The sequence below is a fragment of the Vibrio campbellii CAIM 519 = NBRC 15631 = ATCC 25920 genome, assembly GCF_002163755.1.
Taxonomy (GTDB): Bacteria; Pseudomonadota; Gammaproteobacteria; order Enterobacterales; family Vibrionaceae; genus Vibrio; species Vibrio campbellii.
This window is the reverse complement of sequence record NZ_CP015863.1, coordinates 2,815,564-2,831,894: the sequence shown is the minus strand read 5'-3', so window position 1 is coordinate 2,831,894 and position 16,331 is coordinate 2,815,564. Positions and strand designations below refer to the sequence as shown.

16 protein-coding genes are annotated in these 16,331 nt (G+C 45.8%); 6 read left to right on the top strand and 10 right to left on the bottom strand.

The window, feature by feature from the left end:
- Nucleotides 1-25 precede the first annotated feature (25 nt).
- Nucleotides 26-1,132: a PilT/PilU family type 4a pilus ATPase gene (locus A8140_RS13550; RefSeq protein ID WP_005425812.1), complete on the top strand. Its 1,107-nt coding sequence runs from the start codon at nt 26-28 to the stop codon at nt 1,130-1,132.
- A gap of 224 nt (nt 1,133-1,356) precedes the next feature.
- On the opposite strand, the gene ruvX is transcribed toward A8140_RS13550, so the two are convergent.
- From ruvX to metK, 8 genes are all read right to left on the bottom strand, one after another.
- Complete coding sequence (gene ruvX / locus A8140_RS13545; protein WP_005425820.1) at nt 1,357-1,782, bottom strand: Holliday junction resolvase RuvX; 426 nt, start codon at nt 1,780-1,782, stop codon at nt 1,357-1,359.
- A gap of 47 nt (nt 1,783-1,829) precedes the next feature.
- Nucleotides 1,830-2,393, bottom strand: coding sequence for a YqgE/AlgH family protein (locus A8140_RS13540; RefSeq protein ID WP_005534912.1), 564 nt, complete (start codon nt 2,391-2,393; stop codon nt 1,830-1,832).
- A gap of 128 nt (nt 2,394-2,521) precedes the next feature.
- Nucleotides 2,522-3,472 carry a glutathione synthase gene (gene gshB, locus A8140_RS13535; RefSeq protein WP_005425823.1) on the bottom strand — a complete coding sequence of 317 codons (951 nt, stop codon included), beginning with the start codon at nt 3,470-3,472 and terminating at the stop codon, nt 2,522-2,524.
- A gap of 14 nt (nt 3,473-3,486) precedes the next feature.
- Complete coding sequence (rsmE, locus tag A8140_RS13530; protein WP_005534910.1) at nt 3,487-4,218, bottom strand: 16S rRNA (uracil(1498)-N(3))-methyltransferase; 732 nt, start codon at nt 4,216-4,218, stop codon at nt 3,487-3,489.
- A 146-nt stretch (nt 4,219-4,364) separates the two neighbouring features.
- Complete coding sequence (gene endA, locus A8140_RS13525; RefSeq protein ID WP_005534908.1) at nt 4,365-5,060, bottom strand: deoxyribonuclease I; 696 nt, start codon at nt 5,058-5,060, stop codon at nt 4,365-4,367.
- 150 nt (nt 5,061-5,210) lie between these two features.
- The gene (locus A8140_RS13520) at nt 5,211-5,708 is read right to left on the bottom strand and encodes a SprT family zinc-dependent metalloprotease (RefSeq protein ID WP_005534907.1); all 498 of its coding nucleotides are present in this window, start codon (nt 5,706-5,708) and stop codon (nt 5,211-5,213) included.
- Between the two features lie 67 nt (nt 5,709-5,775).
- Nucleotides 5,776-6,573, bottom strand: coding sequence for a DUF2189 domain-containing protein (locus tag A8140_RS13515; protein ID WP_005534905.1), 798 nt, complete (start codon nt 6,571-6,573; stop codon nt 5,776-5,778).
- 281 nt (nt 6,574-6,854) lie between these two features.
- On the bottom strand, nt 6,855-8,009 hold the full coding sequence (gene metK / locus A8140_RS13510) for a methionine adenosyltransferase (RefSeq protein ID WP_005534903.1): 1,155 nt from the start codon (nt 8,007-8,009) through the stop codon (nt 6,855-6,857).
- A 368-nt stretch (nt 8,010-8,377) separates the two neighbouring features.
- On the opposite strand from metK, the gene tkt reads away from it, so the two are divergent.
- Nucleotides 8,378-10,387: a transketolase gene (gene tkt / locus A8140_RS13505; RefSeq protein ID WP_005534901.1), complete on the top strand. Its 2,010-nt coding sequence runs from the start codon at nt 8,378-8,380 to the stop codon at nt 10,385-10,387.
- Between the two features lie 50 nt (nt 10,388-10,437).
- Here the strand turns inward: tkt and A8140_RS13500 are convergent, their stop codons facing one another.
- Nucleotides 10,438-10,674 carry a hypothetical protein gene (locus A8140_RS13500; protein WP_005534899.1) on the bottom strand — a complete coding sequence of 79 codons (237 nt, stop codon included), beginning with the start codon at nt 10,672-10,674 and terminating at the stop codon, nt 10,438-10,440.
- 198 nt (nt 10,675-10,872) lie between these two features.
- Here A8140_RS13500 and epd point away from each other — a divergent pair, with 198 nt between their 5' ends.
- The 4 genes from epd to mscS all read left to right on the top strand — a co-directional run bounded on the left by epd (nt 10,873) and on the right by mscS (nt 15,780).
- Entirely contained in the window at nt 10,873-11,910 is a 1,038-nt protein-coding gene (epd, locus tag A8140_RS13495) for an erythrose-4-phosphate dehydrogenase (RefSeq protein WP_005531601.1), read from the top strand.
- A 153-nt stretch (nt 11,911-12,063) separates the two neighbouring features.
- Nucleotides 12,064-13,224: a phosphoglycerate kinase gene (locus tag A8140_RS13490; protein WP_005436484.1), complete on the top strand. Its 1,161-nt coding sequence runs from the start codon at nt 12,064-12,066 to the stop codon at nt 13,222-13,224.
- Between the two features lie 152 nt (nt 13,225-13,376).
- Nucleotides 13,377-14,453, top strand: coding sequence for a class II fructose-bisphosphate aldolase (gene fbaA / locus A8140_RS13485; RefSeq protein WP_005531604.1), 1,077 nt, complete (start codon nt 13,377-13,379; stop codon nt 14,451-14,453).
- Nucleotides 14,454-14,913: 460 nt separating this feature from the next.
- The gene (gene mscS / locus A8140_RS13480) at nt 14,914-15,780 is read left to right on the top strand and encodes a small-conductance mechanosensitive channel MscS (protein ID WP_005531607.1); all 867 of its coding nucleotides are present in this window, start codon (nt 14,914-14,916) and stop codon (nt 15,778-15,780) included.
- 62 nt (nt 15,781-15,842) lie between these two features.
- Here the strand turns inward: mscS and A8140_RS13475 are convergent, their stop codons facing one another.
- Entirely contained in the window at nt 15,843-16,325 is a 483-nt protein-coding gene (locus A8140_RS13475; protein ID WP_005531609.1) for a YbaK/EbsC family protein, read from the bottom strand.
- Nucleotides 16,326-16,331: the final 6 nt, after the last annotated feature.

Here is a 16,331-nt window from a genome sequence, read left to right as displayed (position 1 = left end):
ACTCAGGAAATAGCGAATACGGACGATGGATCTGAATAAATTTCTCGAAGGCATGTTGGCGTTAAAAGCGTCGGATCTCTACATCACTGTCGGTGCTCCGATTTTGTTTCGTGTGGATGGTGAATTGCGCCCGCAAGGCGATAAGCTGACTGAAAATGATGTCGCCTTGTTACTTGACAGTGCAATGGAACCAGAGCGACGCCAGGAGTTTCGTAAAAGCCGTGAGTCTAACTTTGCCATTGTCCGTGATTGCGGTCGTTTCCGTGTCAGTGCCTTTTTCCAACGTGAATTGCCGGGAGCCGTTATTCGTCGTATTGAAACCAATATTCCGACGTTTGAGCAACTTAAGTTACCTTTGGTACTGCAAGACCTTGCTATTGCCAAGCGTGGTTTAGTGCTGGTGGTTGGTGCCACTGGTTCTGGTAAGTCGACCACTATGGCGGCGATGACGGGTTATCGCAACAACAACAAAACGGGTCACATCCTGACGGTAGAAGACCCGATTGAATTTGTGCACGAGCACAAGCGTTGCATCGTGACACAGCGTGAAGTTGGCCTAGACACCGACAGCTATGAAGTGGCGTTGAAAAACTCGTTACGTCAGGCGCCTGATATGATTTTGATTGGTGAGATCCGTAGCCGAGAAACGATGGAATACGCGATGACCTTTGCTGAGACTGGTCACTTGTGTATGGCGACACTGCACGCCAACAACGCGAACCAAGCGCTGGAGCGTATTTTGCACCTAGTGCCGAAAGATCAGAAAGATCAGTTCTTATTTGATCTGTCGATGAACTTAAAAGGTGTGGTGGGTCAGCAGTTGATCCGTGATAAGAACGGTCAGGGGCGTCATGGCGTGTTTGAGATCTTATTAAACAGTCCACGTGTTTCTGATCTGATCCGTCGAGGTGACCTGCATGAATTGAAATCGACCATGGCTCGCTCTAACGAGTTCGGGATGTTGACCTTCGACCAATCGCTCTACAAGTTGGTGATGCAAGGTAAGATCAGCGAAGAGGATGCATTGCACAGTGCAGATTCAGCCAACGATCTACGTTTAATGTTGAAGACGCAACGCGGTGAAGCCTTCTCTACAGGCACGCTGGCGAATGTTAAGATCGATATGGATTAATACCAATCGTAGTAAATAACTGGTCATTCTAGCTTGTTAAAATACTCGATAACTGCGTTGCAATTTTTGATTGTAGAATAACTACTTATCGAAAAATTGCGCCTTGTTCTCAAGCATTTTCCCTACGCTATTTCTGAGCACTTATTTACTGTGATTGGTATAATCGACTCCAGAAACGAAAAAGGTTGGCAGAAGCCAACCTTTTTTATTTGTGCCTGAAATGTCTACTCACCCCAAAGGCTTTCAAACCAGCTCTCAAGAATTACTACCGCGGATTGGCAGTCGATATTGCCTTTTGATAGCGCCTTGTAGCCACCCATACTGAACAGTTCTGCACGTGCTTCTGCCGTTGATAGGCGTTCATCATGCAATTCAACAGGTAAACCGTAACGACCATGCAGACGGTTGGCGAACTTCTTCGCTCGCGGCGTGATGGTCTCTAGGTCTTTACCATGTAAGTCTGTCGGCAAACCCACCACTAATAGGTCTGGTTGCCACTCTTTAATTTGCTTTTCGATATCATCCCAGTTTGGAATGCCGTCATTCGCTTTGAATGCTTTTAGCGGTGAGGCTGTGCCTGTGACTTCTTGCCCGATGGCACTACCAATGCTCTTGGTGCCGAAATCGAAGGCCATGATTGTACGTGACATAAGGAGTCTCGAATCTAAATAAATGAAAGTAGTGGTTGTGTACGTCTTTAAGCGTGGCCAGCATCCGCAGATAGTTGGCTCGGATCGATGCCAAGCTTTTCGACTGCTTTTTTCCAGCGATCGATAATCGGTGTATCGAAAATGATCTCTGGTGCCGCTTCGATGGTCAGCCAAGAGTTCTCAGCCAGCTCGGTTTCTAATTGACCCGCACTCCAGCCTGAATATCCCAGTGCTACTAAATAATCACTTGGTTCAGCCTCTGTCCCTAGTACCGACAAGATGTCTTTAGACGTAGTCACCGCCAGTTCGTCGGTCATTTGAATACTTGATTCGTAGTAGTCTTTTGGTTTGTGCAGGATAAAACCACGATCTTCAGAAACGGGACCGCCGTTGTATACCGGTCTATCCAAGCTTGCTTCAAACAGTCGAGGGTGCACAGGTTGCACTTCGACTTGATTGAGCATGCTGCCTACTGTGATGTCGACAGGAGCGTTGATCATCAACCCCATAGCGCCTTCTTCGTTATGTTCACAGACGTAGATAACGCTATTCTGGAAGTAGGGATCTTTCATTCCCGGCATGGCAACTAAGAAATGGTTTGTGAGGTTCATTCTCATCTCGACCTTATAAGACTATTAAAATACTTAAGCAAACATCATGCTTTTACCCTTACGGGTATGTGCATGAGTTTGCTTAAGTTAATCCACAACGCTCTTTATTAACTGTAATACAGTTTGAGTTATTCGCCTTTCACTCGGCGCTCAATCGCGTCCATTAGCTTACCTGTGATAGAAATATCAAAAGCAGCTTCAATTTCACGAATACAGGTTGGGCTGGTTACGTTGATTTCCGTTAGCTTGTCGCCAATCACGTCAAGACCCACAAAGATAAGACCTTTTTCTTTTAGTGTTGGTGCGACTGCTTGAGCGATCTTCATATCAGTTTCACTTAGTGGACGAGCTTCACCCGTGCCGCCAGCCGCTAGGTTGCCACGCGTTTCACCTTTTGCTGGGATACGAGCAAGGCAGTAAGGCATTGGCTCACCATCAACTACTAGGATGCGCTTGTCACCGTTGCTAATGTCTGGCACGAAGGTTTGCGCCATTGCGTAGTTTTGGCCGTGGTTCGTCAATGTCTCGATGATTACCGATACGTTTGGATCGTTCTCTTTCACGCGGAAGATAGATGCGCCGCCCATACCATCAAGTGGTTTTAGGATCACATCACCGTGTTCTTCACGGAAAGCTTTAATCTTCTCTGCTTTACGCGTCACGATGGTAGTTGGCGTTAGTTCTGGGAACCAAGCGGTGAACAGTTTCTCGTTACAGTCGCGTAGGCTTTGTGGCTTGTTCACGATCAGTGCGCCTTGCTCTTCAGCACGCTCAAGGATGTAAGTTGCGTAGATGTACTCAGTGTCGAACGGAGGATCTTTACGCATTAGCACTGCATCAAGCTCAGACAGTTCGATAGTCTGCTCTGATTTGAATTCGTACCAGCCGTTTGGATCTTCTTTAAGCTCAACCACTTTAGTGTCTGCGATTGCTTTACCTTGGTCTAGGTGCAGATCGTTCATTTCCATGTAGTGTATTTCGTAGCCGCGGCGTTGCGCTTCAAGCATCATGGCAAAGCTAGAGTCTTTTTTGATGTTAATGGACGAGATTGGGTCCATTACGATACCGAGTTTGATCATTATTTTTCTCCGTTTTAACCAAGATCGCCGAAACGAACTTGTAAAGCTGTAATTGCTGTCAGAGCCGCTGTTTCGGTGCGCAAAACGCGAGGACCGAGTAGCGTCTCTTCAAATTGGTATTCGCGAGTCATGTCGATTTCGTCAGAGGATAGACCGCCTTCAGGGCCGATCAACAGACGAACTTTTTCAACAGGTGTTGGCAGGGTGTTGATAGAGTATTTAGCGCGTGGATGAAGGTTTAGTTTCAAGCCGTCGTACTCTTCTTGGCACCACTCTTCTAGGCTCATGATAGGGCGAATTTCAGGTACTACGTTGCGACCACACTGTTCACACGCACTGATCGCAATCTTTTGCCACTGAGCCAGTTTCTTCTCAAAACGTTTTTGGTCTAGTTTCACACCACAACGTTCAGAGATCAGCGGTGTAATCGTATTAACGCCAAGTTCTACTGATTTTTGGATGGTGAATTCCATCTTGTCGCCACGCGAAATAACCTGACCAAGGTGAAGATCAAGTGGTGACTCAATGCTGCTTTCTACGCGTTCAGAAATCTCAACCATCACATTCTTTTTGCTGACTTCACTGATGACTGCTGGGAATTCTGCACCGCTGCCGTCAAACAGCAGGACTTCTTGCCCTTCTTTCATGCGCAGCACGCGACCAATATGGCCGGCTGCATCGTCGCTCAGAGCAATGACGCCAAGTTGTTGAATGGTTTCTGAATGATAAATTCGAGGGATACGCATAGTGTTTCGATTTCCTGCATACGCGAGTGTTTAGACACTAACATGGATGCTTTCCACCGAAAAAACAAGGGGCAAGAGGCGTTTCCATTGCAGTAAATGATAACGCCTCAAACTACGAAGGTGTATCGCGGTAATCGCAGGAAGAATTACAGTGCGCGACAAGCCTCTTGAACGAATGGGTTGTGGTTGCCTTGAATCTTAGCAATGCGCTCATCACGCTCACATTCCCACTTGTCTGCAGGGTAGGATTTGTTCCAAGCACTCATTAATTGAGTTTGTTGCTTAGACAGTTTGAAGCCGTACTCTTTACTCATGTAGAGGTAAGTACGCGCAATTGAACCACGCGCGCGATCGGGCGGCATGACTTTACGCTGCTTAAAGTTAACTTGCATTTCACAACGACCGTAGCTGACGCCGTCCATACCGTTCCACTGGCTGAAGTTGTAGTTCGAACGGTCACCGTTTACCTCACCAATTGCTGGAGTCAGGTTGTGGAGATCGGCTTCCATTGATTTGAAGACGTTGTCGTTTCTTGTGCAGTTTTTGCGCCCACCATTTTGCCAACATTGACGCTGGTGGCCGAATTGCCAAGCAGGGACAACGTGTTCCCATTCGATGCGCGATGCGCGTTTTTCTTGTTTACGAACTTGGTAGCCGCATGAAGCAAGGTCGGGTATGCCTTTCTTACCTTGCCATTTGATGTCACAACCACAGTAGAAGCTGGTTGGGTGATCGGCGTATATTTTTACCGCTTCACGCTTAGCCGCAGAGAAAGAGCTTGGAGGCGCAGCAATTGCCGCACTAGAAAGCGCAAGCAGGAATAAAGAGAACAGGTATTTCATGATTAAAGTCTTTATAAAGTATGACTTTATTCATTCTAACACGCACAAATGGGCTTTAGTGATGAGTAAATAAACAATAACGGGTAAAAAGAGAGACTTTGAGAGCGAATGTCTCTCTTTCTGGAATGAAAAAGTGGGAAATTTGGGGCTTTAGGAGAGCTGAGTGCCTGTAAAGCTCAGCGGTTGGCGGCATTTCTGGCATGAGTATACCGCTTCTTTGCGAAGAACTTTGTTATGGCGACGAATGGACAACGGATAAGTCATACAACCACAGCGGTATTCAAAGGTTTTACCTTGTACAGAGGCAACATCGAAACTGTGCGTTGTCTTAGCTGGAACTTTGAACACGGCTTCCATTACGCCTTGCCACTCTTTTCCGTGCGGGCGAACTCGACCGTAAACTTGATAAGTAATGAGATGCGCGACTTCGTGTGGGATTACTTCTTTGAGAAACGCTTGAGGGTTTTCTTTAAAGAGTTTTGGGTTCAAGCGAACTTCATTCAGCTGTAAATAGGCTTTGCCTGCGGCTTTGCCACGTACATTGAAAGTCAGAGATGGAATTGGAAAAGAACGTTTGAAGGCTTGTTCTGCCATCGCGATGCAATTTGCCATCACCTGTTTGGCTTTGTAGCTCAGTTCTATATCCACGACTTACCCCGTTCACCCAATAAAAAAGCCCCCGCGTTTGCGAGGACTGGATCATAGCATCAGTCTTTTAAGGCGTGTGCTTTTTCTTTATCGTCGCGTGGTAAGCATGCCATGTACCATAGCCTAGGATTGGCATGGTGAAGAGCATACCAATACCGTACGTCGCAAAGCCGATTAAGATACCACCACAAATAATGGCAGCCCATACAATCATCGCTGGAATGTTGGATTTTACCGCGTTAAAGCTGGTGAAAACGGCGGTCATCATATCAACGCGGCGCTCCATCATCAGCGGGATGGAGAAAGCAGAAATGCTGAAGACCACGCAAGCCAGGACAAAACCAACGAGTGAACCAATAACTAAGAAAGGTAAGAATTCAGTCAGTGGAGCACCTTGTACAGAAGGGTATAGCGCATGAAGTAGTGCAGCAATTCGCATCCAGAAAATCATACACACTACGAGCAATACGGCGAACGCCCATTGAGAGGTCGAGTTACGCCCAATGGCTTTCATTGAGTGGAATAAGCTTGGTTTGTGCCCACGCTCTCTTTCCCAGCTTGCGTCATATAAGCCGAGTGCTAGAAATGGACCGATTAGCATGTAAACAATCAAGCTCGGCATTACGACAAGGTGCGTGCCTTGCCATTGAACCAGAAGCACGATACCAATCGCAGCGGCCATGAAGCAGATGCCGTAAAAGGCACTAATAATTGGCATGCGAACGAAGTCATGCAGGCCCTGTGCGAGCCAATGAAATGGTGCAGAAAGATTAACAGTGTTGCATGGAATGGTTCTGGCGTATTCGTTATCTGGGACTTCCTTTCGTTTATTTTGGAAGTCGGATGGATTCACGGTACGAGGCATAACTCCTCCTTGATTTAGTCCCACGGTGGCACCTAGGCCATAAAAGATGTACGGCTGACGTTTTTCATGACTCTTTTAGCCACGTTTGCCCGCATCATCTTTCTTTACGTTATATGCATCGAAAAGTGCATTTAACATTATGTTAACTATTGGCGGAGATGAGGCAATTTACAAATAATTGCTGAACTTTTGTTCACAGTACAAATGAGGGAGAAGAGGAAGGGGAGAAACAAAAAGCCCCCGCCAGAGGCGAGGGCTTTATTGATTCTTGCGTGGCTCGATTACTTGATGCCAGCGAAGTCACGTAGAAGTTCAGCTTTATCAGTTGCTTCCCATGGGAATTCTTCGCGACCGAAGTGACCGTATGCTGCTGTCTGCTTGTAGATTGGTTGCAGCAGGTTAAGCATTTCTTGTAGACCGTATGGACGTAGGTCGAAGTTTTGACGAACCGCTTCAATGATGATGTCGTGAGATACTTTTTCAGTACCGAACGTTTCAACCATGATAGACGTTGGATCAGCAACACCGATTGCGTAAGAAAGTTGGATTTCACAACGGTCAGCCATGCCAGCTGCTACGATGTTTTTCGCTACGTAACGTGCTGCGTAAGCTGCTGAGCGGTCTACTTTCGATGGATCTTTACCAGAGAATGCACCGCCACCGTGACGAGCTGCACCGCCGTAAGTATCTACGATGATTTTACGACCAGTTAGACCACAGTCACCCATTGGGCCACCGATAACAAAACGACCGGTTGGGTTGATGAAGAAGTTTGTGTCTTTAGTGATCCACTCTGAAGGCAATACTGGCTTGATGATCTCTTCCATTACTGCTTCACGTAGGTCAGGTGTTGTTACTGAATCGCAGTGCTGAGTTGAAAGAACAACTGCATCGATACCAACAATCTTACCTTGGTCGTATTGGAACGTGACTTGAGATTTCGCATCTGGGCGAAGGAAATCTAGTTTACCGCTCTTACGAACTTCAGCTTGTTTTTGAACAAGACGGTGAGAGTAAGTAATTGGAGCTGGCATTAGGATTTCAGTTTCGTTAGTTGCGTAACCAAACATGATGCCTTGGTCGCCCGCACCTTGCTCTTTAGGGTCTGCTTTATCAACACCTTGGTTGATGTCTGGAGACTGCTTACCGATGGTGTTTAGAACCGCACACGAGTTCGCATCAAAGCCCATATCAGAGTGAACGTAACCAATTTCACGAACAGTTTCACGAGTGATTTCTTCGATATCAACCCATGCAGAAGTCGTTACTTCACCACCAACCATAACCATGCCGGTTTTAACGTAAGTCTCACAAGCAACACGTGCTTTTGGGTCTTGCTCTAGAATTGCATCAAGAACTGCGTCAGAGATTTGGTCTGCGATTTTATCTGGATGACCTTCTGATACCGACTCAGAAGTGAACAGGTGCTTAGCCATGATAGCTCCAATCTTAAGGTTTACTCATGGCTAACTAACGCAAGCTTGCCACGAAAAATACAATACAGTTTGTAGGTGTTTCTACATCTAGACGTCTATTTTAATTTCCCACGGTCGAATTACAAGCTCTTTTTCTATTTGAATTCGTCTAGCTTATTACCCAATCGTTTGCTTTTGATGGGGGGAATTTTTAATAAATGGTCCATTAAGTGCGAAAAGGTTGAGTTAAAACCTCAAAAATGGTGAGTAAAACGTTTGCAGTCAGATTTTGGCTTTGAGAGAATGTTGCCCGCACTTTTATACCCAGTACTCTTGGTTAATGTGCCCACATTCCTTTATCAATTCGCTTAATGCACTCAGGAGCAGACATGTCTTCTCGTAACGTTCTTTCAAACAAAGAGCTCGCAAATGCAATCCGCGCTCTTAGCATGGATGGTGTTCAACAAGCTAACTCTGGCCACCCAGGCGCACCTATGGGTATGGCTGATATCGCTGAAGTTCTTTGGCGTTCTCACCTAAACCACAACCCAGCTAACCCAGAGTGGGCTGACCGCGACCGTTTCGTACTGTCTAACGGCCACGGCTCTATGCTGATTTACTCTCTACTGCATCTGAGTGGTTACGAGCTGTCTATCGACGATCTTAAGAACTTCCGTCAGCTTCACTCTAAGACTCCTGGTCACCCAGAGTACGGCTACGCACCTGGTATCGAGACAACAACGGGTCCTCTAGGTCAAGGCATCACTAACGCAGTTGGTATGGCGATGGCTGAGAAAGCGTTGGCGGCTCAGTTCAACAAAGAAGGCCACGACATCGTTGACCACTTCACTTACGTATTCATGGGCGACGGCTGTCTGATGGAAGGTATCTCGCACGAGGCATGTTCTCTTGCTGGTACACTAGGCCTTGGCAAACTGATCGCATTCTGGGACGACAACGGCATCTCTATCGATGGTCACGTTGAAGGTTGGTTCTCTGACGACACGCCTAAGCGTTTTGAATCTTACGGTTGGCACGTAATCCCTGCTGTAGATGGTCACGATTCTGAAGCGATCAACGCAGCAATCGAAGCGGCAAAAGCAGATCCACGCCCTACGCTTATCTGTACTAAAACTATCATCGGTTTTGGTTCTCCAAACAAATCAGGTTCTCACGACTGTCACGGTGCGCCACTAGGTGCGGAAGAAATCGCAGCAGCGCGTGAATTCCTAGGTTGGGAACACCCAGCATTTGAAATCCCTGCAGACGTATACGCTGAGTGGGATGCTAAAGCGGCAGGTTCTGAAAAAGAAGCGGCTTGGAATGCTAAGTTTGAAGCATACGCAGCGGCTTACCCAGCAGAAGCAGCAGAGCTTAAACGTCGTCTAAACGGCGAACTTCCAGCTGAGTGGGAAGAGAAAGCAAACCAAATCATTGCTGACCTTCAAGCAAACCCAGCGAACATCGCATCACGTAAAGCATCTCAAAACGCATTAGAAGCGTTTGGTCAAATGCTTCCAGAATTCATGGGCGGCTCTGCTGACCTAGCGCCTTCTAACCTAACCATGTGGTCTGGTTCTAAGTCTCAAGAAGCGAACGACTTCTCTGGTAACTACATCCACTACGGTGTACGTGAATTCGGTATGACAGCGATCATGAACGGTATCGCGCTACACGGCGGTTTTGTTCCTTACGGCGCAACATTCCTGATGTTCATGGAATACGCACGTAACGCTATGCGTATGGCTGCTCTGATGAAGATTCAGAACATCCAAGTGTACACGCACGACTCTATCGGTCTTGGCGAAGATGGCCCAACTCACCAACCAGTTGAGCAAATGGCGTCTCTACGTCTGACTCCAAACATGAGCACGTGGCGTCCATGTGACCAAGTTGAGTCTGCAGTAGCATGGAAACTAGCGATCGAACGTAAAGATGGCCCATCGGCGCTTATCTTCTCTCGTCAAAACCTGGCGCAACAAGAACGTACTGCTGAGCAAGTAGCGGACATCGCGAAAGGTGCTTACATCCTGAAAGACAGCGATGGTAAACCTGAGCTAATCCTTATTGCGACAGGTTCTGAAGTTGAACTAGCAGTGAAAGCGGCTGAGCAACTAACCGCTGAAGGTAAGAAAGTGCGCGTTGTTTCAATGCCATCAACAGATGCATTCGATAAGCAAGACGCAGCTTACCGTGAGTCAGTACTGCCATCAGACGTAACGGCACGTATCGCTGTAGAAGCGGGCATTGCTGACTTCTGGTACAAGTACGTTGGCTTCGACGGTCGCATCATCGGTATGACAACATTCGGTGAATCTGCACCAGCTGACCAACTGTTCGAAATGTTTGGTTTCACTGTAGAAAACGTAGTGAACACAGCAAAAGAACTGCTAGCGTAAGCTTACGAAGATAAAAGAAAAACCGAGCGTTAATGCTCGGTTTTTTGTGCCTATTCAAATTCTTTTCCCCAATTGTCCTTCTCTTTGTGTCCACATTCCTTGCAGGTGACATAGCGATCCATATCGTAATAGTGGCCGCCGTTCAGCAGGGTATGAGCCCAAAGCTTTAACGTTCCAAGAATTGATTTATCCGTATCATAACGACTTGGTTTACGGACCAGCACTTCAGAGTGTGGTGTTTCTCTATTGCATCGCTTGCAAAAGTGAGCAGCGGGAAAACCTGACATACGCATTTCCTTTGGTGGTCAAACAAGGAGCTAAAGTGCCAAACGAAACATGTAACGTCAGAACTCAATATATTGGTGATATGAATATTCCGGGAAGTGAAAAGATAGTTTACCGCGAGTGAGATCACTTACTTAATGCGCTTAGCCTCCGTATCAGGTACTATCTGTGACACAAATTTTTGGTGAGGCGAAGGATAAATGCTAAAAGTTGCGATCAATGGATTTGGACGTATCGGTCGTAATGTACTGCGAGCAGTATATGAGAGCGGTAAGCATCAGCAGATAAAAGTTGTGGCGGTTAATGAACTCGCGCAACCCGAAGCGATGGCACATCTTCTTCAATATGACACCAGTCATGGCCGCTTCGGAAAGAAAATCTCGCACGACCAAGAACACCTCTATGTTCACCACGACAGTAGTGAATACGATCCCATTAGAATCCTTCACCTTGCTGAAATTGAACTCTTGCCATGGCGTGACTTAGAAGTCGACATCGTGCTCGATTGTACTGGTGTTTTTGGCTCACAAGCAGACGGCCAAGCTCATATTGAAGCTGGCGCGCAAAAAGTTCTGTTTTCACATCCTGGCGCAAGCGATCTCGATAACACCATTATCTACGGTGTGAACCACGAAACCCTCAAAGATGAACACCGCGTGGTGTCCAACGGTTCATGTACCACCAACTGTATCGTTCCTATCATCAAAGTATTAGATGAGGCCTTTGGCATTGAGTCTGGCACCATCACCACGATTCACTCTTCAATGAACGATCAGCAAGTTATCGACGCTTACCACAATGATTTACGTCGTACGCGTGCAGCCAGTCAATCCATCATTCCTGTCGATACTAAGTTGCATAAGGGTATTGAAAGAATCTTCCCGAAATTTTCCAACAAATTCGAAGCAATTTCGGTTCGAGTTCCGACAGTTAACGTCACTGCGATGGATTTAAGTGTCACAATTAGTACAAATGTGAAAGTTAATGACGTAAATCAAACCATTGTTAACGCATCTCAGTGTACATTACGTGACATTGTTGACTATACTGAATCGCCGCTCGTTTCCATCGACTTTAACCACGATCCCCATAGTGCAATTGTGGATGGAACTCAGACAAGAGTGAGTAACGGGCAACTCGTTAAAATGCTCGTTTGGTGCGATAACGAATGGGGCTTTGCTAACCGGATGCTGGATACCGCCTTAGCAATGCAAGCTTCTTCACAAGTGGAGCAATAATGGTGAAGAGGCGATGGAGAAATTTTTTATTTTAAGCCTTGAAATAAATCTGACGTATCTCCATATCTGTAACCAGTTTGAAGAATTAACGGGCTTGGCAGGATTGCCGAGTTTTTAAAAACTTTAATTATTTAATATTTGAGAGGACACATCATGTCTGTAATCAAGATGACTGACCTGGATCTTGCAGGTAAACGTGTATTTATCCGTGCTGACCTAAACGTGCCAGTAAAAGACGGTAAAGTAACTTCAGATGCACGTATCATCGCATCTCTTCCAACTATTAAGCACTGTCTAGAAGCAGGCGCTAAAGTTATGGTTACTTCTCACCTAGGTCGCCCAACTGAAGGTGAATACGCTGAAGAGTTCTCTCTACAACCAGTAGTTAACTACTTAAACGATGCACTAGACTGCGAAGTTAAACTAGCGAAAGACTACCTAAACGGTCTAGAACTAAACGCTGGTGAACTCGTTGTTCTAGAAAACGTTCGCTTTAACAAAGGCGAGAAGAAAAACGAAGAAGAACTATCTAAGCAATACGCTTCTCTATGTGACATCTTCGTAATGGACGCATTCGGTACAGCTCACCGTGCACAAGCATCTACTCACGGTGTAGGCATGCACGCAGACGTAGCATGTGCTGGTCCTCTACTAGCAAACGAACTAGAAGCACTGGGCAAAGCAATGGACAAGCCAGCTCGTCCAATGGTTGCTATCGTAGGTGGTTCAAAAGTTTCTACTAAGCTAACTGTTCTTGAGTCTCTATCTAAAATCGCTGACCAACTAGTTGTTGGCGGTGGTATTGCTAACACATTCATCGCAGCTGCTGGCCACAACGTTGGTAAGTCGCTATACGAAGCAGACCTAGTTGAAACAGCTAAGAAGCTAATGGACGAGTGTGCAATTCCAGTAGCAACTGACGTTGCATGTGCGAAAGCATTCGATGAGAACGCAGAAGCTGAAATCAAGCACGTTTCTGAAGTACAAGACGACGACATGATCTTCGACCTTGGTCCAGATTCAACTGCTGAACTAGCAGAAATCCTTAAGAACGCTAAGACTATCCTTTGGAACGGTCCAGTAGGCGTATTCGAATTCAAGAACTTCGAAGCTGGTACTAAAGGCATCTCTGAAGCTATCGCAGCTTCTGAAGGTTTCTCTGTTGCAGGTGGTGGTGACACGCTAGCAGCTATCGACAAGTTCGGTATCAAAGCTGACGTATCTTACATCTCTACTGGCGGCGGCGCTTTCCTTGAGTTCGTAGAAGGTAAAGTACTTCCAGCAGTTGAAATGCTAGAAGCACGCGCTAAGTAATATTAGTAAAGCGGGAGTCCTCTCCCGCTTTCTTGTTTGCTGCAACGAGAGTGGAACTCTGCTAAAATAGCTCCAGTTGTGAGCAAACGTTTGCAAGATTTTCAATTTAACAAGTTTTGTTTATAAAACGACAGATAAATAGGATTACATCCATGTCTAAGATCTTCGACTTCGTAAAACCAGGTGTTATCTCTGGCGATGACGTTCAGAAAGTATTTGAAGTAGCAAAAGAGAACAACTTTGCACTTCCAGCAGTAAACGTTGTTGGTACTGATTCTGTAAACGCAGTACTTGAAGCAGCTGCAAAAGTTAAAGCTCCAGTTGTTGTTCAGTTCTCTAACGGCGGCGCAGCTTTCTTCGCTGGTAAAGGCGTTAAACTTGAAGGTCAAGGTGCTCAAATCCTTGGCGCTGTAGCTGGTGCTAAATACGTTCACGCTGTAGCTGAAGCTTACGGTGTGCCAGTAATCCTACACACTGACCACGCTGCTAAGAAACTTCTACCATGGATCGACGGTCTACTAGACGCTGGTGAAGAGTTCTTCGCTCAAACTGGTAAGCCTCTATTCTCTTCTCACATGCTAGACCTTTCTGAAGAGTCTCTAGAAGAGAACATCGAAACATGTGCTAAGTACCTAGAGCGCATGGCTAAAATGAACATGACAATCGAGATCGAACTTGGTTGTACTGGTGGTGAAGAAGACGGCGTTGATAACTCTGATATGGACGCATCTGAGCTTTACACTTCTCCAGAAGACGTTGCTTACGCATACGAGAAACTAAGCGCTGTTTCACACCGCTTCACTATCGCAGCATCTTTCGGTAACGTACACGGCGTTTACAAGCCAGGTAACGTTGTTCTAACTCCAACTATCCTACGTGACTCTCAAGCATACTGTGCAGAGAAGTTCGGTATTGCACCAAACGCTCTAAACTTCGTGTTCCACGGTGGTTCTGGTTCTACTGAAGCAGAAATCCAAGAGTCTATCGGTTACGGTGTTATCAAAATGAACATCGATACTGATACACAGTGGGCAACTTGGGATGGTATCCGTCAGTACGAAGCTGACAACCGCGATTACCTACAAGGTCAAATCGGTAACCCAACTGGCGAAGACGCTCCAAACAAGAAGTACTACGATCCACGCGTATGGCTACGTGCTGGTCAAGCTTCAATGGTAGCTCGTCTAGAGAAAGCTTTTGCTGACCTAAACGCAGTAGACGTACTATAATTCGTCTTACCTGAGTTTTTAAAAACCCGCTCTTAGAGCGGGTTTTTTTTTATGTCTAGCCAATGAGACAATTCGGATTCTCTCTCTTGTGGCAATTGATAACTCGGTCAACTGCTATATGATCACCTTACTTCATATCCCTTCTGTTTTTGGTGCAAATTTCGAAACCAAGCGCATTTCAGCACCAAGTGGTATAAAACCAAGTAAAAAATGTGGCGAAATGTAAATCCATTGCTTACTCTGTAATATGACGATATCAGAAAACTCTGATAACACTTTGTTTTGTAGGTCTTTGCGAAACTCTGACTTTGCAAAATTTCAGTGTTGAGATATTGTGCCAAAAATCTGACAGTGTTCAGGAAAACAATAGGGATGTTGTTGTGAATAAGAACCTATAAAAAACATGGTTCATAAGCCAGCGGCAATTAGATTTATATATCTTTATTTTGAGGATACGAATATGGCAGGTGAATCGATGGGTATCGATACCTCTTTAACGGATGGTTTGAGCAAAGCTGAAACATGGCTAAATAACAACTCAGATCTTCTTATTCAGTACGGTGTAAACATCATCTCTGCACTGCTGATCCTATTTATCGGTAACATTATCGTTAAAGCGGTAGCAAACAGCGTTTCAAAAGTGCTTGAAAAGAAAAAGATGGACAAAGCGGTTGTTGAATTCGTCAACGGTCTAGTTCGTTACCTTCTATTTGTTATCGTACTTATCGCGGCACTAGGTCGTGTAGGTGTTCAAACTGCATCTGTAGTTGCGGTAATCGGTGCGGCAGGTCTTGCTGTTGGTCTTGCTCTGCAAGGCTCACTATCTAACTTCGCTGCGGGTGTATTAATTGTTGCATTCCGTCCATTTAAGTCTGGCGACTATGTAGAAATCGGCGGTGTGGCAGGTAGCGTTGAAGCAATTCAAATCTTCCAAACAGTACTAAAAACACCAGACAACAAAATGGTTGTTGTACCTAACTCGTCAGTTATTGGCGGCGCAATCACTAACTACTCTCGCCACGCGACGCGTCGTGTGGATCTAGTGATTGGTGTTTCTTACAAAGCGGATCTTAAGCAAACTAAACAAGTGATTCGTGAAACGCTAGAAAAAGACCCTCGTATCCTGAAAGATCCAGACATGACGATTGGTGTGTTAGCACTAGCAGATTCTTCAGTTAACTTCGTGGTTCGTCCATGGTGTAAAACAGCTGACTACTGGGACGTTTACTTCGATTCTACTCTAGCAATCAAAGAAGCGTTGGATGCAGCTGGTATCGAAATTCCATTCCCACAAATGGACGTTCACTTGAACAAAGTAGAAGCTTAATCCCTTCGATTGAGAACATAAAAAAGCGAGGCGTTAGCCTCGCTTTTTTGTTTCTAGGATTTTTATATTTCTAACAGAGTATTACTGCCGGCAAGGAGCATACGTTTAAGTTCGCTACCTGCGAAGCCAAAGGTGAACTCGGGTAAACCTGGTGTATAGAGCAACTCATCGTGTTGGTAGAGTGCCGTATCGACGATAATAGTGACATGCTCAGGTAAGCCAATAGGACAAACTGCACCGGGTACACAGCCTAGCTGTTCAACCATTTCATCGTCGCTGCAAATTGAAGGTCGTTTACCTGTAATGGCTTTGATTTGCTTGGAGTCTAAACGTGAGTCCTTGTCGGTTAGGTATACGGCATAACCTTGCCCTTTTAGCTTGAGAAAAAGACTCTTAGTATGCGTGCCAGTCCAACCGAGTTGTGCGGCGACTTTGATGTCGGTTTCGAAGTCGAGAATGGCTTCATGCTGCCACTCTCGAAAGGGGATGGAGAGCGCATTAAATCGCTCTCGATTGAGTTGATAGATTTTTTCCAGTGACTCCATGTCGTG

Excerpts from the sequence above, each read along its gene's own strand:
- A8140_RS13550 (WP_005425812.1), top strand. The coding sequence starts at position 26 with ATGGATCTGAATAAATTTCTCGAAGGCATGTTGGCGTTAAAAGCGTCG.
- A8140_RS13515 (WP_005534905.1), bottom strand. The coding sequence starts at position 6,573 with ATGCCTCGTACCGTGAATCCATCCGACTTCCAAAATAAACGAAAGGAA.
- tkt (WP_005534901.1), top strand. The coding sequence starts at position 8,378 with ATGTCTTCTCGTAACGTTCTTTCAAACAAAGAGCTCGCAAATGCAATC.
- gshB (WP_005425823.1), bottom strand. The coding sequence starts at position 3,472 with ATGATCAAACTCGGTATCGTAATGGACCCAATCTCGTCCATTAACATC.
- mscS (WP_005531607.1), top strand. The coding sequence starts at position 14,914 with ATGGCAGGTGAATCGATGGGTATCGATACCTCTTTAACGGATGGTTTG.
- A8140_RS13500 (WP_005534899.1), bottom strand. The coding sequence starts at position 10,674 with ATGTCAGGTTTTCCCGCTGCTCACTTTTGCAAGCGATGCAATAGAGAA.
- ruvX (WP_005425820.1), bottom strand. The coding sequence starts at position 1,782 with ATGTCACGTACAATCATGGCCTTCGATTTCGGCACCAAGAGCATTGGT.
- metK (WP_005534903.1), bottom strand. The coding sequence starts at position 8,009 with ATGGCTAAGCACCTGTTCACTTCTGAGTCGGTATCAGAAGGTCATCCA.
- endA (WP_005534908.1), bottom strand. The coding sequence starts at position 5,060 with ATGAAATACCTGTTCTCTTTATTCCTGCTTGCGCTTTCTAGTGCGGCA.
- epd (WP_005531601.1), top strand. The coding sequence starts at position 10,873 with ATGCTAAAAGTTGCGATCAATGGATTTGGACGTATCGGTCGTAATGTA.
- A8140_RS13475 (WP_005531609.1), bottom strand. The coding sequence starts at position 16,325 with ATGGAGTCACTGGAAAAAATCTATCAACTCAATCGAGAGCGATTTAAT.
- A8140_RS13490 (WP_005436484.1), top strand. The coding sequence starts at position 12,064 with ATGTCTGTAATCAAGATGACTGACCTGGATCTTGCAGGTAAACGTGTA.
- A8140_RS13540 (WP_005534912.1), bottom strand. The coding sequence starts at position 2,393 with ATGAACCTCACAAACCATTTCTTAGTTGCCATGCCGGGAATGAAAGAT.
- fbaA (WP_005531604.1), top strand. The coding sequence starts at position 13,377 with ATGTCTAAGATCTTCGACTTCGTAAAACCAGGTGTTATCTCTGGCGAT.
- rsmE (WP_005534910.1), bottom strand. The coding sequence starts at position 4,218 with ATGCGTATCCCTCGAATTTATCATTCAGAAACCATTCAACAACTTGGC.